The organism is Pseudoflavonifractor sp., assembly GCF_050943825.1.
GTDB lineage: Bacteria > Bacillota > Clostridia > Oscillospirales > Oscillospiraceae > Pseudoflavonifractor.
The window spans coordinates 1-17,551 of record NZ_JBMNPX010000027.1; the positions used below are offsets into that span (position 1 = coordinate 1).

14 protein-coding genes are annotated in these 17,551 nt (G+C 62.7%); 8 read left to right on the forward strand and 6 right to left on the reverse strand.

Features of this window, described 5'->3' with window-relative positions; all coding sequences use genetic code 11:
• Window positions 1-127 precede the first annotated feature (127 nt).
• On the forward strand, window positions 128-634 hold the full coding sequence (locus tag ACOX7T_RS14090; RefSeq protein ID WP_433443894.1) for a stage V sporulation T C-terminal domain-containing protein: 507 nt from the start codon (window positions 128-130) through the stop codon (window positions 632-634).
• A gap of 53 nt (window positions 635-687) precedes the next feature.
• Here the strand turns inward: ACOX7T_RS14090 and ACOX7T_RS14095 are convergent, their stop codons facing one another.
• Complete coding sequence (locus tag ACOX7T_RS14095) at window positions 688-2,019, reverse strand: sensor histidine kinase (protein WP_433443944.1); 1,332 nt, start codon at window positions 2,017-2,019, stop codon at window positions 688-690.
• Window positions 2,020-2,040: 21 nt separating this feature from the next.
• Window positions 2,041-2,757, reverse strand: a complete 717-nt coding sequence (locus ACOX7T_RS14100) for a LytR/AlgR family response regulator transcription factor (protein ID WP_433443897.1) — start codon at window positions 2,755-2,757, stop codon at window positions 2,041-2,043.
• Between the two features lie 193 nt (window positions 2,758-2,950).
• Here ACOX7T_RS14100 and ACOX7T_RS14105 point away from each other — a divergent pair, with 193 nt between their 5' ends.
• The gene (locus ACOX7T_RS14105) at window positions 2,951-5,965 is read left to right on the forward strand and encodes a glycoside hydrolase family 3 C-terminal domain-containing protein (protein WP_433443899.1); all 3,015 of its coding nucleotides are present in this window, start codon (window positions 2,951-2,953) and stop codon (window positions 5,963-5,965) included.
• Window positions 5,966-6,033: 68 nt separating this feature from the next.
• On the opposite strand, the gene ACOX7T_RS14110 is transcribed toward ACOX7T_RS14105, so the two are convergent.
• Window positions 6,034-6,777 carry a peptidoglycan DD-metalloendopeptidase family protein gene (locus ACOX7T_RS14110; protein ID WP_433443901.1) on the reverse strand — a complete coding sequence of 248 codons (744 nt, stop codon included), beginning with the start codon at window positions 6,775-6,777 and terminating at the stop codon, window positions 6,034-6,036.
• Between the two features lie 299 nt (window positions 6,778-7,076).
• Here ACOX7T_RS14110 and ACOX7T_RS14115 point away from each other — a divergent pair, with 299 nt between their 5' ends.
• The 6 genes from ACOX7T_RS14115 (at window position 7,077) to ACOX7T_RS14140 (ending at window position 14,969) form a co-directional block, all read left to right on the forward strand.
• Window positions 7,077-7,709 (forward strand): TetR family transcriptional regulator, encoded by a 633-nt coding sequence (locus ACOX7T_RS14115; RefSeq protein ID WP_433443903.1) that lies wholly within the window; start codon window positions 7,077-7,079, stop codon window positions 7,707-7,709.
• Window positions 7,710-7,722: 13 nt separating this feature from the next.
• Complete coding sequence (locus tag ACOX7T_RS14120; RefSeq protein WP_433443905.1) at window positions 7,723-9,423, forward strand: efflux RND transporter periplasmic adaptor subunit; 1,701 nt, start codon at window positions 7,723-7,725, stop codon at window positions 9,421-9,423.
• Window positions 9,420-10,172 (forward strand): ABC transporter ATP-binding protein, encoded by a 753-nt coding sequence (locus ACOX7T_RS14125; RefSeq protein WP_433443907.1) that lies wholly within the window; start codon window positions 9,420-9,422, stop codon window positions 10,170-10,172. Before ACOX7T_RS14120 ends, ACOX7T_RS14125 begins: the two co-directional genes overlap by 4 nt.
• A complete protein-coding gene (locus ACOX7T_RS14130) occupies window positions 10,169-11,341 on the forward strand; it encodes an ABC transporter permease (RefSeq protein ID WP_433443909.1) in 1,173 nt (390 codons plus the stop codon). The genes ACOX7T_RS14125 and ACOX7T_RS14130 overlap by 4 nt, the downstream gene beginning before the upstream one ends.
• 13 nt (window positions 11,342-11,354) lie before the next feature.
• Window positions 11,355-13,214: an S-layer homology domain-containing protein gene (locus ACOX7T_RS14135; protein ID WP_433443911.1), complete on the forward strand. Its 1,860-nt coding sequence runs from the start codon at window positions 11,355-11,357 to the stop codon at window positions 13,212-13,214.
• Between the two features lie 270 nt (window positions 13,215-13,484).
• Window positions 13,485-14,969 (forward strand): DUF1846 domain-containing protein, encoded by a 1,485-nt coding sequence (locus ACOX7T_RS14140; RefSeq protein WP_433443913.1) that lies wholly within the window; start codon window positions 13,485-13,487, stop codon window positions 14,967-14,969.
• A gap of 50 nt (window positions 14,970-15,019) precedes the next feature.
• Here ACOX7T_RS14140 and ACOX7T_RS14145 read toward each other — a convergent pair whose 3' ends face one another.
• Genes ACOX7T_RS14145 through ACOX7T_RS14155 form a run of 3 tightly spaced genes read right to left on the reverse strand, consistent with a single transcriptional unit; the run spans window position 15,020 to window position 17,530 of the window.
• Entirely contained in the window at window positions 15,020-15,610 is a 591-nt protein-coding gene (locus tag ACOX7T_RS14145) for an ATP-binding cassette domain-containing protein (RefSeq protein WP_433443915.1), read from the reverse strand.
• Window positions 15,607-16,473, reverse strand: coding sequence for an ABC transporter permease (locus ACOX7T_RS14150; protein ID WP_433443917.1), 867 nt, complete (start codon window positions 16,471-16,473; stop codon window positions 15,607-15,609). Before ACOX7T_RS14150 ends, ACOX7T_RS14145 begins: the two co-directional genes overlap by 4 nt.
• On the reverse strand, window positions 16,448-17,530 hold the full coding sequence (locus tag ACOX7T_RS14155) for an ABC transporter substrate-binding protein (protein ID WP_433443919.1): 1,083 nt from the start codon (window positions 17,528-17,530) through the stop codon (window positions 16,448-16,450). The genes ACOX7T_RS14150 and ACOX7T_RS14155 overlap by 26 nt, the downstream gene beginning before the upstream one ends.
• Window positions 17,531-17,551: the final 21 nt, after the last annotated feature.

Below are 17,551 nucleotides of genomic sequence, written 5' to 3' on the forward strand. Positions count from 1 at the left end.
TAACATAATCTGTCGAGACAAATAGTGGCAGGAGTTAGCGTTTCAAGAAGCTCAAAAACCAAGCAGCACCGGGCTTTTTGAAAAAATCGTTAATTTTTTTGTCCCTCTCTTGACATAATGGGACGACTTGGGCCGGGTCGTGATTCCCAAGGAAATCCGCCGGACCATGCGAATCCGCGAGGGCGACCCCCTGGAGATTTACACCGATAAAGACGGCGGGGTCATCTTCAAGAAATACTCCCTGATGGGCGGGCTGGGCGACTTTGCCGGCCAGATGTGTGAGACACTGAATAAGACCACCGGCGAAATCGCAGTCATTACCGACCGGGACAGCTGCATCGCCGTAGCGGGCACTGCCCACCGGGAGCTGGCGGAGAAGCGCATCTCCCAGGATCTGGAGCAGCTGATGGAGGCACGTCAGATCTACCAGTACCGTCAGGGGGAGACCCCACTTCTGGTCAGTGAGGAGAACGAGAAATACTTTATCTCCACCGCCGCGCCTATTCTGTCCGAGGGGGATGTGCTGGGCTGTGTGCTGTTTGTCTCCACAGACCCGGATATGACCACCGGCGAGACCGACTACAAGCTGGCCCAGACCATCGCCGGCTTTCTGGGACGGCATATGGAGTCCTGAATCGTGCAAAAAAGGCCCTGTACCTTGAAGAGGTACAGGGCCTTTTGATGCTGTCAGCCGTCCCTGTGGTGGGTCAGAGGCAGCATGACCTTCACGGTGAAGAAGCCATCCTCCATGCTGTAATTTAGGATACCGTCGCACCGTTCCACCGCCTGGGAGACGATTTTCGTCCCGAAGCCGTGGGCATTTTTGTCGGCCTTGGTGGTGCGCAGGTCGGGGTTTTCCGCCAGCACGTCCCGACTGACCTTGTTTCGGACCACGCACACCAGATACTCCTGCACGCACTTGATGGTGATCTGGAGCAGGGGGTCCTCCTCCTTCCGGCTGGCCTCGATGGCATTGTCCAGCAGGTTGAGCAGGATGGTGCAGAAGGCGTCCTCACTGACGGTCAGGCTGGTGGGCACCACCACCTCGGTGCAGGTGCGGATGTGATGCTGCCGGGCCTCTCCCAGCTTCCGGTTGAGCAGGTAGTCCATGAGGGCATTACCTGTCTCAATCTGGTTCAGGGCCGCCAGGTCCTCTCCCGTGACCTTTTCCAGATAAGCGTTCAGCTGGTCGTACTTCTCCTGCTTGAGCAGGGCCTGAATATAATAGTAGTTGTTCTTCAGCTCATGCCGCTCCTTCTTCAGCTGCTCCTGGAGGGTGAGGGAGAAGCGGAACCGGGTCAGCTGGGCCTGGGTCTGGGTGAGAGCCTGGTCCAGGCTGCGCAGGTCCTCGTAGGACCGGATGATGAGAGAGAGAAAGTAGTAGATTACCGGCAGGTTGGTGATGACCACCGCCGAGATAATCTGGAGGGAGTAATTGAGCAGAGTGGGGCTGTTGGTGACCAGAACATAGGCCATCAGCAGGCTCACCGGGAAGTAGAGGGCGATAAAGAGCTGGCTGGGTGCGAATCGGAGGGAGGTGTCCAGGGGGAATTTACGGAAGAGCAGAATGAGCAGCACCAGCAGCACACACAAAATCAGCTCGCTGCATATGTCCAGTGTGGCGTAGAGCCGTTCCGGGATAAGAAACTCCCGCTCATAGAGGGGCTCACACACCATTTTGTAGAGCTGGACAAAGGAGACGTAGAACACGATGTAGATGAGCTTGAATAGAAAGGCCTTGTCCAGCAGAAAGTGGGCCAGCACCAGGTTCACCAGGAGATTGCACAGAAAATAGTACCAGTAGGGCTGTACATAGGGGGTGGTGGACGGCGGGGCGTAGACAGGCAGTGAGGGGAGACTCATCATGGCGAAATAGGCGGCGGTGGACAGCAGTACATAGAGCCAGCCCCTGAGCCAGCGACGCCTGGCGCCACAGAGCATGTAGATGGTATAGGAGAGCAGAGCGAAATTGACGATGCCGTCCAGAGCCACCAGCCGGTAGAAGTGATAGAAGGTCATAAACAAGGCGGCGTCCCTCCCTCAGGTGGTGCTGTACCGGAGGAACTGCTGCTTGACCTCCTCCAGCTTGCCCCGGCTGATGGGAATTTCCGCCCCGCTGCTCAGCCGCAGGCTGCTCTTGCCGATGTACCGGATGGCCTCGCAGTTGACCAGAAAGCTGCGGTGGGGCTTGAGAAAGGGCCAGGGGGCCAGCTGCTCCTCCAGGTCCATCAGCTTGCAGCGCAGGACGGTCTCCCCCTCGGCGGTGACCATGCGGCAGTCCTTCCGCTGGGCCTCCACATACAGCAGCTTGTGGACGTCAAAGGAGTAGATATCCCCGGACAGGGGTTCCCGGATCTGGAGCATGTGCCGCTCCGACTGCCGCAGGCGGGTGAGCAGGGCGTCGGCCAGGGCGTCCAGCTGCCTGTCGTACTGGCTTTTACGGACAAAGCGGAAGGGCTGGACCTCAAAGGTCTGAAAGACCAGCTCGTCCTTCTGGGAGAGAAAGACCACCAGGGCGTCGGGGGACTGGGCGCGGATGCGGCGGCAGACCTCGATGCCGTCCAGACCGGGCATCTCGATGTCCAGAAAAATCATATCGTAGTGGTAGTGGGACTGGTACATGGCCAGAAACCGGTCTCCGGAGGGGAAGAGGTCGAACCCCACCGACACGTTCCGCGCCTGGAAGGCAGCGGCCAGGGTGGTCCGAAAATAATCCCGGATAACGGCGTCATCCTCCACAATGGCGGCCTGATACATAAAATCCCCTCCTTTTCCTCCAGTATAGCACAGGACAAGGCGGCGCTGTCAACGGCCCCTTGCTGCATTTCGTACCCTATTTGCGCCTTTCGTACCGATTTTCAAAAATGGGGAAAAAGCGTGCTAGAGTAGGGGACGAAAGGAAGCGTGCCCGTGCCCGGGTAGCTCCCGCAGACATGAAGGAGGAACGGAAATGGAACAGAAAAAGAAAGGCAGAACCGTCGGCGCGGTACTGCTGGTCATCCTGCTGGTGCTGGCCGTTGTGGTCAACGTGGTCCTCACCGGCCCGCTGTACACGGTCATGAACATGTACTTCGGCAAGGGTGACGCCATCATCGAGGAGAACGAGAGCAGTGCCGGCATTGATGGCAACTACTACACGTCCGACTATGCCAGCGCCGAAGAGCTGCTCTCCGCCAGCGAGGAGCTGGCCCAGCGCATTGAGGGCGAGGGCATTGTGCTGCTGAAGAACGACAACAGCGCCCTGCCCCTCTCTGACGGCGAGCGGGCGGTGTCCCTGTTCGGCCGCACCAGCGTGGACCCCATCTACACCGGTGCGGGCAGCGCGGCCACTGAGAGTAGCCCGGTGGACTACAAGACCGCCCTGGAGGAGGACGGCTTCTCCGTCAACCCTGACCTCTACGACTTCTACGCCAACCACGCCATCTCCACCACGGTCAATAAGGTGACCATGCCCACCGGCATGGGTGACATGCCTGTGGAGTACACCGGCCGCGGCTTCATCTCTTCCATGGGCTCGGCCATGTTCATCAACGACATCATCGCCGAGGTGCCCGTCCAGGACTACCCCGACAGCCTGAAGGACTCCTTCACCTCCTATAACGGCGCGGCCATCGTGTTCATCGGCCGGGTTGGCGGCGAGGGCTGCGACCTGCCCACTGACATGAGCGACTACGCCCCCCGTGAGGAGGACAAGGACAAGACCTACCTGGAGCTGAGCAGCATCGAGGAGGAGATGCTCGCCTACGTCAAGGAGCAGAAGGACGCGGGTGTGTTCAGCAAGATCATCGTGGTGTGCAACACCGCCAACGCCATGGAGCTGAGCTTCCTGGAGGACGAGGCCTACGGCATTGACGCCGCCCTGTGGGTGGGCTGCATCGGCGACCAGGGCGCCCGTGCCCTGGCCGACGTGCTCACCGGCGAGGTGACCCCCTCCGGCCGGACGGTGGACACCTATGTGTACGACCTGACCAAGGAACCCTCTTTCCAGAACTTCCAGGAGCTCTACTACACCAACGTGGACGGCTCCATCGGCGGCTATGAGTCCGGCTCCTTCATCGAGTATGAGGAGGGCATCTACGTGGGCTACCGCTACTACGAGACCGCCGCCGCCGAGGCTCTGGCGGGCAACTACCCCGGCTTTGACTACGACACCGCCGTCCAGTACCCCTTCGGCTATGGTCTGTCCTACGCCGACTTCACCATGGAGTACGACGGCGCTCCCACCTACGCTGACGACACCTTTACCTTTAACGTGAAGGTGACCAACACCAGCGACACCTACTCCGGCCGTCAGGTGGTGCAGATCTACGCCGAGGCCCCCTACACCTACGGCGGCGTGGAGAAGTCCAAAGTGGTGCTGGTGGCCTTCGGCAAAACCGAGGAGCTGGAGCCCGGCGCCTCCCAGACCCTGACCCTCACCGTGCCCGCCGAGGCTCTGGCCTCCTATGACTACAAGGGCGAGGGCTGCTACGTGCTGGACGAGGGCGACTACACCTTCTACCTCAGCGACAACGCCCACAGCTGGGCCGAGCTGACCCAGGGTGACGGCAGCCGCATCTTCACCCAGCGTCTGGAGAAGGTGGTTTACAACGAGGACAACAAGCGTCCCTCCGACATGGTGGCCGCCGTCAATCAGTTTGACCAGGTGTCCGACGTGTTCACCGACGAGCCCCAGGAGGGCGCGCCCCTGAACATGACCCGTGCCGACTTCGCCGGCACCTTCCCCACCACCCCCACCGCCGCCGACATGGAGGCCGAGGAGGCCATCAAGACCGACCTGGAGACCGTGTTTGACGAGAAGACCGATCCCACCCTGGGCAATGTGGAGGGCAGCATTGTCTACACCGACGAGATGCCCACCGCCGGCGCCTCCAACGGCCTGACCCTCATCGACCTGCGGGGCAAGGACTATGACGACCCCGGCTGGGACCTGCTGCTGGACCAGCTGAACATGAGCGAGGTGGCCAACATGCTGGCCAACGCCGGCTACAACACCGCCGAGATGCTCTCCATCGGCAAGCCCGCTACTCTGGACTATGACGGCCCCATGGGCTGGTCCACCTGGGTGAGCGCCGCCGGCGGCGACGCCGTGTGCCTGGGCTTCCCCGCTCAGGAGGTGCTGGCTGCTACCTGGAGCGAGGAGCTGGCCTATGAGATGGGCAAGATGGTGGGCGAGCAGGGCCTGTACAACGGCTTCAACGGCTGGTACGCCCCCGCCATGAACACCCACCGCTCCGCCTTTGCCGGCCGCAACTACGAGTACTACTCCGAGGACGGCTACCTGTCCGGCAAGATGGCTGCCCGTGAGGTGTCCGGCGCCATGGAGAAGGGCGTGTACTGCTACCTGAAGCACTTCGCCCTCAACGATAAGGAGGACGGCCGCAACGGCATGGCCACCTTTGCCAACGAGCAGGCCATCCGTGAGATCTACATGAAGCCCTTCGAGCTGTGCGTCAAGGAGGCCACCGCCACCATCAGCTACACCGGCGAGGACGGCCAGATGACCACCCGGGAGATCAAGGCCACCACTGCCATCATGAGCGCCTACAACTGCATCGGCACCCAGTGGGCGGGCGGCAACTACGCCATGATGACCCAGGTGCTCCGCAACGAGTGGGGCTTTGACGGCGCCGTCATCTCCGACTACTACGGCGGCAACCCCTACATGGACCCCGATGAGGGCGTGCGGGCCGGCAACGACCTGATGCTCAACACCTTTGCCGACGGCTCCCTCAGCGACTCCACCTCCGCCACCGGCGTGGCCGCTATGCGCAATGCGGCCCACAACGTGCTCTACATGGTGGTCAACAGCAACGCCATGCAGGGCATCACCTCTGGCGTGACCATCCACTATGCCCTGGCCGGCTGGCAGAAGGCCCTCATTGCCGGCGACGTGGCTGTGGCCGTCATCGTGGTAGCGGGCGCGGCCCTGCTGCTGCGGAAGAAAAAGACCGTAAAGGCCTGAATTTCTGGAAAAACATAACGAAAACCGGGAAGAACACAGCTCAGACTGTGTTCTTCCCGGTTTTTTGCTTACTTCACGTCCGGCAGATACTCCAGCGGGTCCACATAGGCCCCGTCTTTCATCATCTCCAGATGCAGGTGGGAGGCGGTGAGGCTCTCTGCCTTGGCGGTGCTGCCCACAGAGCCGATGATATCACCGGTGGTGACCACGTCGCCCACCTCCACGGTGGGCAGCTCGGCCAGGTTGGAGTATACGCTCACCATGCCGTTTCCGTGGTCAATGGTGACGGTTGTGCCCATGAAATAGTCCTGCTCAATGGCGGTGACGGTACCGCCGGCGGCGGCCTTCACCTGGGTGCCCAGGTCGGCGGCAATGTCCACGCCCTCATGGGTCCGCCAGTCGTCCATGGTGGGACTGTAAACCTGCTGGTCGGGGGAGAAGGCGCTGAGTACCGAGCCCTTGACCGGCCAGGTGTACACGGAAGAGGTGACCACCTCAGAGGGCTTGGGCGTGGCGGAGGGGGCGGTGCTGGCGCTGGGGGTGGGAGTGGGTGTCGGCGTGGGCGTAGGCGAGGGGGTGGCCGGAATGGTCGGCTTCACCGCGTCCACCTTGGGGGAGGGGGAGACGCTGGGACTGGGGGTGACGGTGACCTGAGCGGTACCGCCCACCGTGGCGGCGGGGTCGTTGCCGCCCAGAGTGGAGAAGAGATAATAGCCCGAAATTCCAATTGCGGCGACGCAGAGGAACAGGACTATGTAAAAGCCCTTCCCCGCCATGAAGTCGCCAAAGCGGTCGGTCCATGGTTTTTTCATTGTGACGCTCCTATCCTAAGATTTGAGGGGGCCGGGGCTCCCTTCGCGTCCTATTGTGGACAGGAGTGAGGAAGGATATACATGAAAATACAAAAAAAGTAAAATAGAAGTGGTAAGATGGCAGAGGAGAATTAAGGAAATTTTAATCTGATCTTGAAAGAGCACAAATCCCGCCGCTGTATGATGAGAGCGCCTGCGGGAGGATTGTAAACAAACTTGAAATTTTCCCAGGCTCGAATTGACATATGACAACTTGTCAGCTATCATTGCTGACAGATTGTCACATATGGAGGGATGAGATGCCAAGCACGACGTTTTTCAACCTGCCGTCGGAGAAGCGGGAGAAGCTGCTCGCCGCCGCCCGGGCAGAATTTGCCAGGGTGCCCTATGCGGAGGCCTCCATCAACAAGATGATACAGGCGGCGGACATCCCCAGAGGCAGCTTTTACATGTACTTCCGGGACAAGGAGGAGCTGTTCCTCTACCTGATGGGGGAGTGGAGCCGTCAGCTCACTGCTCTGCTGGAAGAACTGCTGGAGCGGCGGCGCGGGGATATTTTTGCCGCCTTTCTGGACCTGTTTGACCGGATTCAGGCGGAGTACCGGGACCCGGAGAAGAAGGAGCGCTACCAGCACATCATGGGCGTGGTCCGCAACAACAGCGGCGCCCAGCTCTCGTCTCTGCTGGGAATAGAGGGCTGCCTGCCCATGCCTGGGCGGCTGGTGGAGTGGGTGGACCCACGTCTCCTGGACCTGCGCAGTGCCGACGACCTGGGGAACATGTTCCACATCCTCATGGGGGTGACCGGGCAGGCGGTGCTCCGGGGGATTCAGGCGGAGGACCCGGCGGAGGTGCGCGGCGCCTATCTGCGCACACTGGATATTCTCAGGCGGGGCATGGAGCGAAAGCAGCCCGAAACCCAGCACGAATAAAAGGAGAATCAGCATGGAAAGTACAGAAATCAAGGAAGCGGCGTCCCAGACACCGACCGCGCCCAAGCGGCCGGAGTTCAAGATTCCAAAGCCAAAGAAAAAGCGCAGATGGGTGAAGGTACTGATTGTGCTGGTCATCCTGGCGGCGCTGGCGTTCTGGTTCCTGGTCCGGCCCATTATGAGTGCGTCGGAGCAGATAGGGAACATGCTCTACCAGACGGCCACAGCGGAGTACCGGGACCTGACGGTCTCAGTGTCTGGCACCGGCACAGTGGAGCCCGCCGACTCCTACCAGGTTACCGCCCTGGTGAAGGGCGAGATTCTGGACGCCCCCTTTGAGGAGGGCGATCAGGTGGAGAAGGGGGACGTGCTCTATCAGATTGATGCCTCCGACGTGCAGAACTCCATCGAGCGGGCGGAAATCACGGTGGAACAGGCACGGCTGAGCTACCAGAACGCCCTGGACAGCAAGGAGGATGCCGCTGAGAACACCGACGTGAAGGCCAGCGACACCGGCGTGATTCAGAAGCTGTACTACGAGGCCGGGGACAACGTAACCGCCGGCTCTCCCATCGCGGATATCATTGACCGGGACACCATGAAGCTGACCATCCCCTTCCACTCCGCCGACGCGGCGGCCTTCTACGTGGGTGAGAGCGCCACGGTGTATGTGGACGGCACAGCCGAGACCCTCCAGGGCACGGTGGACTCCATCTCGCCTGTGGACCAGGCGGGCACAGGGGGCACCCTGGTCCGGGAGATCACCATCATTGTGTCCAACCCCGGAGCCCTCTCCGACCAGAACACGGGCACTGCGTCGGTGGGCGGAGCGGACTGCGCAGGCACCGGTACCTTTACATACGCCGCACAGTCCACCGTCACCGCCAAGACCAGCGGCAAGCTGGAGTCCCTCACCGTCTCTGAGGGGGACCGGGTGACCAAGGACCAGATCATCGGCGCCTTTGAGGCCACCGATATGGACAGTCAGATCAAAAACGCGGAGCTCAGCCTCCGCTCCGCCGAGCTGAGCCTCCAGAGTACCAGGGACCAGCTGGAGAACTACACCATCACCTCCCCCATCTCGGGTACTGTGATTGAGAAGAACTACAAGGCGGGGGACAACCTGGATACCTCTTCCGCCGCTGCCGCGACGGGCTACCTGGCGGTCATCTATGACATGTCCAGCCTCAGCTTCACCATGAACATCGACGAGCTGTACATCGGCCAGATTGAGGTGGGCCAGGAGGTGCGCATCACCGCCGACGCCCTGGAGGGCCAGGAGTTTACCGGCCACGTGAGCAAGCTCAACATCAACGGCACCACCATGAACGGCGTCACCACCTACCCGGTCACCGTGGAGATTGACGACCCCGGCGAGCTGCTGCCCGGCATGAACGTGTCCGCCGAGATTCTGGTGGAGCACGCCGAGCATGTGCTCTCCGTGCCGGTGGAGATGGTGGGCCGGGGCAACGTGGTGCAGGTGCTGCCCGCTGACGCCTATGATAAGGACGGCAACCCGGACTACTCCCGTCTGGTGGAGACACCGGTGGAGCTGGGCCGCAACGACGAGGAGTACATCGAGATTCTCTCCGGCCTGAGCGAGGGGGACACGGTGGTCTACCAGATGAGTCAGACCAGCCTGATTGAACAGATGATGGGCAGCATGGCCCAGTCCGGCGGCGGGGCTGCCACTGTGGTGGTGACCGAGCCATGATTAAATTTACCGACGTCTATAAGATCTACCAGATGGGCGACACGGCGGTCCACGCCCTGGACGGGGTGTCCTTTGAGATCAACGAGGGGGAGTTTGTGGCCATCGTGGGCCAGTCCGGCTCGGGCAAATCCACAGCCATGAATATCATCGGCTGTCTGGACGTGCCCACCAGCGGCACCTATGAGCTGGCGGGGGTGGACGTGTCCACCATGGACGACGACCAGCAGGCCGTCATCCGCAACAAGATGCTGGGCTTTATCTTCCAGCAGTATAACCTGATCCCCACCCTCAACGTGCTGGAGAACGTGGAGCTGCCTCTGCTCTACGGCGGTATGTCCGCCTCCGAGCGCCGGGCCGCCGCCCTCCAGGCGCTGGAAATGGTGGGCCTGAGCGATAAGTACAAAAACCGGCCCAACCAGCTCTCGGGCGGCCAGCAGCAGCGGGTGTCCATCGCCCGGGCTCTGGCGGGTAACCCGGGGGTCATCCTGGCTGACGAGCCCACCGGCGCCCTGGACTCCCGGACGGGCCGTGAGGTGCTCTCCTTCCTCCAGAAGCTCAACGCGGCGGGGCACACCATCGTCCTCATCACCCACGACAACTCCATCGCCGTCCGGGCCCAGCGGATTATCCGCCTGCAGGACGGGCGCATCATCTACGACGGGGACGCCCACGACCCCAGAGCCGTGGTCCAGCCCACCGAGAGCGGCGATGAGGAGCCAGTTGGCTTCGGAGAGGGGGCGGGGACATGAGCTTTTCCCAGTCCTTCCGCCTGGCCCTCAAGAGCCTGGCCACCAGCAAGATGCGTGCATTGCTCACCATGCTGGGCATCATCATCGGCGTGGCCGCCGTCATCATCATCATCTCCCTGGGCGACGGCATGAACGACATGATCAACTCCGAGTTTGAGAAGATGGGCACCAACCTGCTCCAGGTCCAGATCATGGGCCGGGGCTCTTCCCAGAACATCACGGAGGATGAAATGTACGCCCTAGAGGACGAGAATCGGGACTGTATCGCCGCTATGAGCCCCAGCGTCAGCTCCATGGCCACTGTGAAGCAGGGCTCCGAGACCCTGAGCACCACCCTCACCGGCGTGGGGGAGGAGTACATCACCGTCAAGAGCATGGAGCTGAGCCAGGGCCGGTTCATCCAGTACATCGACACCGCCCGGATGCAGAATGTGTGCGTCATCGGCTCCTATGTCAATGAGGAGACCTTCAACGGCGCCGGCCTGGGGGAGACCTTGAGCATCAACGGCAACGAGTACACCATTGTGGGTGTGCTGGCCGAGCAGGCGGACAACACCTCCTACGGCGGCGACAACTCGGTCTACATCCCCTACACCAACGCCACCCGGCTCAACGGCAACGCAGTCATCAGCCAGTACCTGTTCACCGCCACCAGCGAGGACACCAACGCCCGTGCCAAGGCGGTGATTGAGAGCAAGCTGGAGCAGTTCTACGGCGGCGACGACTACTATCTGGTCATCTCCATGAGCGAGATGATGGACATGATGGGCAACATCCAGGGCACGGTTATGACCGTCCTGGTGGCCATCGCCGCCATCTCCCTGCTGGTGGGCGGCATCGGTATTATGAACATCATGCTGGTGTCGGTCACCGAGCGCACCCGGGAGATCGGCATCCGCAAATCCCTGGGCGCAAAGGGCAAGGATATCCGGCGGCAGTTTATCATTGAGGCGGGTACCACCTCCGTGCTGGGCGGCGTCATCGGCATTGTGCTGGGCGTGTCGCTGGCCACGGTGGCGGGCAACCTTGTGGGCATCACCGCCAAGGCGTCTCTGTCCGCCATTGCTATCTCGGCGGGCGTGTCCCTGGCGGTGGGTGTGCTCTTCGGATATCTGCCCGCCAACAAGGCCGCCAAGCTCAACCCCATTGACGCCCTGCGCTACGAGTAAAGGAGCATACAAGATGAAGAAACGGATTGTTTCCGCGCTGCTGGCCGCCGCCCTTGTGCTGGGGCTGGCCGCGCCCGCCCTTGCCGCCCAGGCCCAGGTTACGGTGGACGAGGCCGCCCAGGTGCTCTCCGCCCTGGACATCATGACCGGCGATGAAAACGGCGACCTCCACCTGGACCGGCCCGTCACCCGGGCGGAGTTCACCAAGCTGACCGTGGCCGCGTCGGCCTACGCCGACAGCGTAGGCCCCGCCGCCAGCATCTCCCCCTATCCCGACGTGCCCAGAACCAACTGGGCGGCTCCCTACATCCAGGTGGCCCAGGAGAAGGGCATGGTCCGGGGCTACCTGGACGGCACCTTCCGCCCCGACAGCCAGATCCAGCTGGTGGAGGGGGTGTCCATGGTGCTCTCCCTGCTGGGGTATACCAACGGGGACTTCTCCGGCGCCTGGGGCTCGGGCCAGATGGCCAAGTACCAGGCCCTGAATCTGGACCGGGGGATTACCGCCGGGAAGAACGACCCCATGACCCGGCAGGACGCCCTGTGGCTGTTTTACAATCTGCTCACCGCGCCCACCAAGAGCGGGCAGATCTATCTGACCACCCTGGGGCACAGCCTGACTGCCTCCGGCGAGATTGACCGGGTGGCCCTGGTCAATTCGGCCATGGAGGGTCCCCTGGTGGCGGAGGGGGACTGGCAGGCCTCTGTGCCCTTCTCCCTGACCACCGCCACGGTATACCGGGACGGCAAGGCGGCCCAGCTCGCTGACATTCAGACTCTGGATGTGGTGTACTATTCCAAGCCCATGCACACCCTCTGGGCCTGGTCAAACAAGGCCACCGGCACCATCCAGCAGATCAACACCACGGCCAACCCCACATCCGTGACAGTGGGCGGAAAGACCTACGCCATTGAGACCGCTGCGGCGGCCTACGACCTGTCCGACCTGGGTTCCTTCCGGGTGGGCGACAGCGTCACCCTGCTGCTGGGCCGCTCCGGCGGCGTGGCCGCCGTCCGTACCTCCGGCGGGAGCAGCACTACCGTTTACGGCGTGGTGACCGCCATCGGCACCGCCTCCTATCAGGATGAGAACGGCCACAGCTACACCGCCGACACCATCACCCTCACCGCCACTGACGGCGGCACCTACAGCTACCGCTGCGACAACGCGGACAAGACCTTTGACCCCGGCGACCTGGTCCAGGTCACCGGCGGCACCCAGGTCAGCAAGCTCGCCTCCGCCTCCCTCACCGGCAAGGTGAGCGCCGGCGGGACCGCCATTGGCAGCTACTCCCTGGCGTCCAACGTGGAAATTCTGGACACCTACGGGGATACTCAGACCCTCCGGGTCTATCCCAGCCGCCTGGCCGGTGTGAACCTGACCAGCGGCATGGTGCGCTGGTACTCCACCAACGCCCAGGGGGAGATCGACCGGCTGATTCTCAACGACGTCACCGGAGACCTCCACCAGTACGGCGTCCTCACCGACGTGACCGAGCAGGCCATGGGGATGGTGCTCATGAGCAGCTATGTCTACGACATCGCCGGTGTGCCCGGCGTGTACACCAGCCAGAAATCCATCTGGAATCTGGAGAAGGGGCCCTGCCAGGTGCGGATGGACGGCAAAGAGGTGGAGCGGATCTACAATCTGACCGGCACCGCGCTGACGGCGGTGGACGGCAAGACCGCCATGGCGGGCACCCAGACCTGGACCATCTCCGACAGCGTGGAGGTCTATGAGTACCGGGACAAGAACTACTACCTCTCTGAACTGAGCCGGGTATCCGGCGGCGGCTATGACCTGACGGGCTGGTACGACAAGGCCCAGGACCAGGGCGGCCGTATCCGGGTGGTCATCGCGGAGGCGAAGTAAGAAAAAACAGGAGCGCTGAATCAAGGTTCAGCGCTCCTGTTTTGGTTTCATTTGGACTAGAGGGCGGCATCCGAAAAGACATACAAAATCCGGCGGTTTCATTGGGCGTTCTGACAAATTGAGACGCGGGGCGGGAAGCTGCGTTGTTCTTTGGATGGAGATGTGATATACTAATCCAGTTATGTGTTCTCAACCGGAATGAAACATTTGATTTTAGATGTAACAGAGAGGATGGGAGGGCGCGGCGCAGCGGCGCGCCGGGCCGGGACGATGAAGAAGATCGGATTTGACAACAAGAAGTACCTGGAAATGCAGTCCGCCCACATCCGGGAGCGGATCAGCCAGTTCGGCAACAAGCTGTACCTGGAGTTTGGCGGCAAGCTCTTTGACGACTACCACGCCTCCCGGGTGCTGCCCGGCTTTGCGCCCGACAGCAAGATCCGCATGCTCAAGGAGCTGCGGGATTCCGCCGAGATTGTCATCGCCATCTGTGCCAGCGACATCGAGAAGAACAAGGTCCGGGGCGACCTGGGCATCACCTATGACGTGGACGTGCTCCGCCTCATTGACGCCTTCCGGGGCGAGGGCCTGATGGTGGGCAGCGTAGTGGTCACCCAGTACGCCGGCCAGGCCGCTGCCGACGCCTTCCGCACCCGGCTGGAGAGCCTGGGCGTCAAGGTCTACCTCCACTATCCCATCGCCGGCTACCCCCACAACATCGGCCTCATCGTCAGTGACGACGGCTACGGCAAGAACGACTATATCGAGACCAGCCGTCCCCTGGTGGTGGTCACCGCCCCCGGTCCCGGCAGCGGCAAGATGGCCGTGTGTCTGAGCCAGCTCTACCACGAGTACAAGCGGGGCGTCAAGGCGGGCTACGCCAAGTTCGAGACCTTCCCCATCTGGAACCTGCCCCTCCAGCACCCGGTGAACCTGGCCTACGAGGCCGCCACCGCCGACCTGGGCGACGTGAACATGATCGACCCCTTCCACCTGTCCGCCTACGGAGAAACCACGGTGAACTACAACCGGGACGTGGAGATTTTCCCCGTCCTGTCCGCCATGTTTGAGAAGATCACCGGCGAGTGCCCCTACAAGTCCCCCACCGATATGGGCGTGAATATGGCGGGCAACTGCATCTTTGACGACGAGGCCGTCCAGGACGCCGCCCGGCAGGAGATTGTCCGCCGGTACTACGCCGCCCTCTGCGACCGCAAGCAGAACCAGAACGGGGACGATACGGTGTACAAGCTGGAGCTGATCATGCAGCAGGCCAAGATCACCCCCGCCATCCGTCCGGTCATTGCCGCCGCCCTCCAGGTGGCCGAGGAGACCGGCAACCCCGCCGCCGCCATCGAGCTGCCCGATGGCGAGGTGGTCACCGGCAAGACCACCGGCCTGATGGGCGCCTCCTCCGCCACCCTGCTTAACGCCCTCAAGCGCCTGGCGGGTATTGAGCACGAGAAGCACCTCATCTCCCCCGAGGCCATCATGCCCATCCAGACCGTCAAGGTCAAGCACCTGGGCTCCACCAACCCCCGGCTCCACAGTGACGAGATTCTCATCGCCCTGGCCATCTCCGCCGCCGCCGACCCCCTGGCCGCCGCCGCGCTGGAGCAGCTCTCTGCCCTCCGGGGCTGCGACGCCCACTCCAGCGTCATCCTCTCTCCGGCGGACAGCGTGACCTACAGCAAGCTGGGCATGCACCTGACCTGCGAGCCCCAGTACGAGACCAACAAGCTCTACCACCGGTAAGAAAACGAAACGCCCCTGTCAGCCTGACGCTGACAGGGGCGTTTTTCATATCAGGGAACCACCCGCAGGGGCGGGCCGTCCAGCACAATAACCCGGTCGGCCAGGTCCAGCACCTCCCGGTCGTGGCTGGCCAGCAGGACGGGTACCCCCAGCTCCCGGATGCGGGAGAGCATCCGGCCAATCCGGGGCGGGTCCACCCCGTTGAAGGGCTCGTCCAGCAGATAGAGCGCCCCGCCCAGGGCCAGGGTGCGGGCCAGGGCCAAGCGGCGGCACATGCCGCCGGACAGGGCAGAGGGGAAGGACTTCTCCTCTCCCGTCAGCTCGGCCAGGTCCAGCCAGCGCGCCGCCTCATTCCGGCGCTTCGGCGGCAGCACGTCGGTAATGTGCTCCTCTACGGTGCGCCAGGGCAGGAGCCGGTCCTCCTGGAAGAGAACGGCGATGTCCCGGGGCGCAGGGCCGTCCACGGTACCGGACTCCCCGGACTGGAGCCCGGCGATGACCCGCATGAGGGTGGTCTTGCCGGAGCCAGAGGGAGCCGACAGGGCGGTGATGCCCTCCAGAGGCAGGGTGAGGGAGAAATTGTCCAGCACCGTCTTGTCCCCAAAGCGGACGGTGGCGCCGGTGATGCGCAGCTCCTTCATGCGCCTCGCCCCCTCTCCATACGGCGGAACAGAGTTCCGAACATTTTGTCCAGCAGGAAGCTGAGGGCCAGTACCGTAATGGTCCAGGCGAAGAGGGAGGGGGTCTCCAGGTAGAGCTTGGAGTAGTACACCTGGGAGCCGATGGCCAGCTTGGGCACGCAGAGCACCTCAGCGGCCACACCCGCCTTCCAGGCCAGGCCCAGGGCGGTGGAGCAGCCGCTGGCAAAGTAGGGCAGCACCGAGGGCAGATACACCAGCCGCAGGGTTTTCCACCGGCTGAAGCGCCAGGTTTTTGCCCCCTCCAGCAGCAGCGGGTCGGTCTGGACGATGCCCTTGTACACGTTGCCCCACACCACCGGCAGCACCATCAGTCCGGCGCACACGGCGGGGACCAGCCCTGTGGTCACCCACAGCAGAAGCAGGATGATGAAGGAGGCCACCGGGGTGGCCCGGATGACGCCCACAGCAGGGGTCAGCAGCAGCCGGGCGGGACGGAAGGCGGCACAGGCAGCGGCCAGCAGGCCGCCCAGCACAGCGCCCCCCAGGAAACCGGAGAAGATCCGCACCAGGGACAGCGCCGCGCTCTGCCACAGCAGGGGGGTGACCGCCAGCTCTGCCAGAGTGCGCAGCACCAGCAGAGGCCCGGGGAGAAGAAGCGCCTTGCCCTCAATGACGGCCTTGACCAGCGCAGCGCCGTCTCCGGCCGCCCAGGCGGCGGCAATGGCCTTTCGGCCCACCCACATAGCGGCAAGCTGCCACACCCCCAGCCAGAAGGCAGGGGGTATGACAGCCCGCAGGATGTCCCGGCCCACGGAGCGGCCGGGTGCTTTTTGATTGTCAGGGGATGTAATAGAACGCATCATCGGGGATATACCCTCCGATCGAGGTGGGATCGGCCTGCCAGAGGACGTCGAAGTAGCCCTGAATACCCTCCATCATGTCCTTGCCGGTGATGCACACCATGTTGGCCTGGGGGATGGCGGCTTTGGCAATAGCGGCCTTGGGGGTGATGCCGTACTGGGTGATAAGCTCAGCGGCGGCGTCCGGGTTGCTGGTCACGTAGTCGATGGAGGCGGCGTACTCCTCCAGGAAGGTGTTCAGCAGGTCGGGGTTCTCCTCAGCCCAGTCAGCCTGGACCACCAGGCAGCCCATGGTGAGCACGCTGTTGTCGGTGGTCACCTTGTCCCACTCCTCGGTCAGGTCCAGGGCCTGGCGGGTGGACTGGTTCTGCATCAGCACGCTGGTGGCGGCGGGCACGGGCAGCATGCACAGGCTCATGGAGCCGTCGGCCATGCCGGTGGTGATCTCCTCGGCGGGAGCCCACTCGATGGTCACATCCTCGCCGGGCGTGAGGCCATTCTGCTCCAGCAGGTAGTTGAGCACGTACTCCGGGTTGGAGCCCTTGGTGTTGGCGGGGGCGTAGATGGTCTTGCCAGCCAGGTCGGCCATGGACTGGACGCTCTCGCCGTTCTCCAGGATGTAGAGCACACCCAGGGTGTTGAGGGCCACCATCTGGATGCCGGCATCCTTGTTGTAGAGGGTGGCGGCCAGATTGGTGGAGATGGCGGCGATGGTCAGGTCGCCGTTGATGATCTTGCCGGTAATCTCGTCGGGGCTGGCGGCGATGGTCACGTCGTAGTCCAGGGCGGTGGTGCCGGCGTCGTTGTCAGAGAGGAGCTTGGCCGCGCCCATGCCGGTGGGGCCGCTGAGGACGGCCAGGGACACCTGGGGCCGGTCGCCGGTGGGCTCAGTGGGGGTCACCTCAGGGGAGGGAGTGGAGGTGGGCTCCACGCTCTCACTGGGCGAGGGGGAGACGGAAGGGGAGGGAGAGCCGGAGGTCTGGGGATTCTGGGGTCCACAGCCCGCCAGGGCCAGCACAAGGGCCAGCGCCAGAGTCAGTGCGAGACATTTCTTCTTCATGGGATTCCTGTCCTTTCTGAT

Bases quoted from the DNA above. Each gene is read 5' to 3' on its own strand.
- ACOX7T_RS14095 (WP_433443944.1), bottom strand. From the start codon at position 2,019: ATGACCTTCTATCACTTCTACCGGCTGGTGGCTCTGGACGGCATCGTC.
- ACOX7T_RS14100 (WP_433443897.1), bottom strand. From the start codon at position 2,757: ATGTATCAGGCCGCCATTGTGGAGGATGACGCCGTTATCCGGGATTAT.
- ACOX7T_RS14105 (WP_433443899.1), top strand. From the start codon at position 2,951: ATGGAACAGAAAAAGAAAGGCAGAACCGTCGGCGCGGTACTGCTGGTC.
- ACOX7T_RS14110 (WP_433443901.1), bottom strand. From the start codon at position 6,777: ATGAAAAAACCATGGACCGACCGCTTTGGCGACTTCATGGCGGGGAAG.
- ACOX7T_RS14115 (WP_433443903.1), top strand. From the start codon at position 7,077: ATGCCAAGCACGACGTTTTTCAACCTGCCGTCGGAGAAGCGGGAGAAG.
- ACOX7T_RS14120 (WP_433443905.1), top strand. From the start codon at position 7,723: ATGGAAAGTACAGAAATCAAGGAAGCGGCGTCCCAGACACCGACCGCG.
- ACOX7T_RS14125 (WP_433443907.1), top strand. From the start codon at position 9,420: ATGATTAAATTTACCGACGTCTATAAGATCTACCAGATGGGCGACACG.
- ACOX7T_RS14130 (WP_433443909.1), top strand. From the start codon at position 10,169: ATGAGCTTTTCCCAGTCCTTCCGCCTGGCCCTCAAGAGCCTGGCCACC.
- ACOX7T_RS14135 (WP_433443911.1), top strand. From the start codon at position 11,355: ATGAAGAAACGGATTGTTTCCGCGCTGCTGGCCGCCGCCCTTGTGCTG.
- ACOX7T_RS14140 (WP_433443913.1), top strand. From the start codon at position 13,485: ATGAAGAAGATCGGATTTGACAACAAGAAGTACCTGGAAATGCAGTCC.
- ACOX7T_RS14145 (WP_433443915.1), bottom strand. From the start codon at position 15,610: ATGAAGGAGCTGCGCATCACCGGCGCCACCGTCCGCTTTGGGGACAAG.
- ACOX7T_RS14150 (WP_433443917.1), bottom strand. From the start codon at position 16,473: ATGATGCGTTCTATTACATCCCCTGACAATCAAAAAGCACCCGGCCGC.
- ACOX7T_RS14155 (WP_433443919.1), bottom strand. From the start codon at position 17,530: ATGAAGAAGAAATGTCTCGCACTGACTCTGGCGCTGGCCCTTGTGCTG.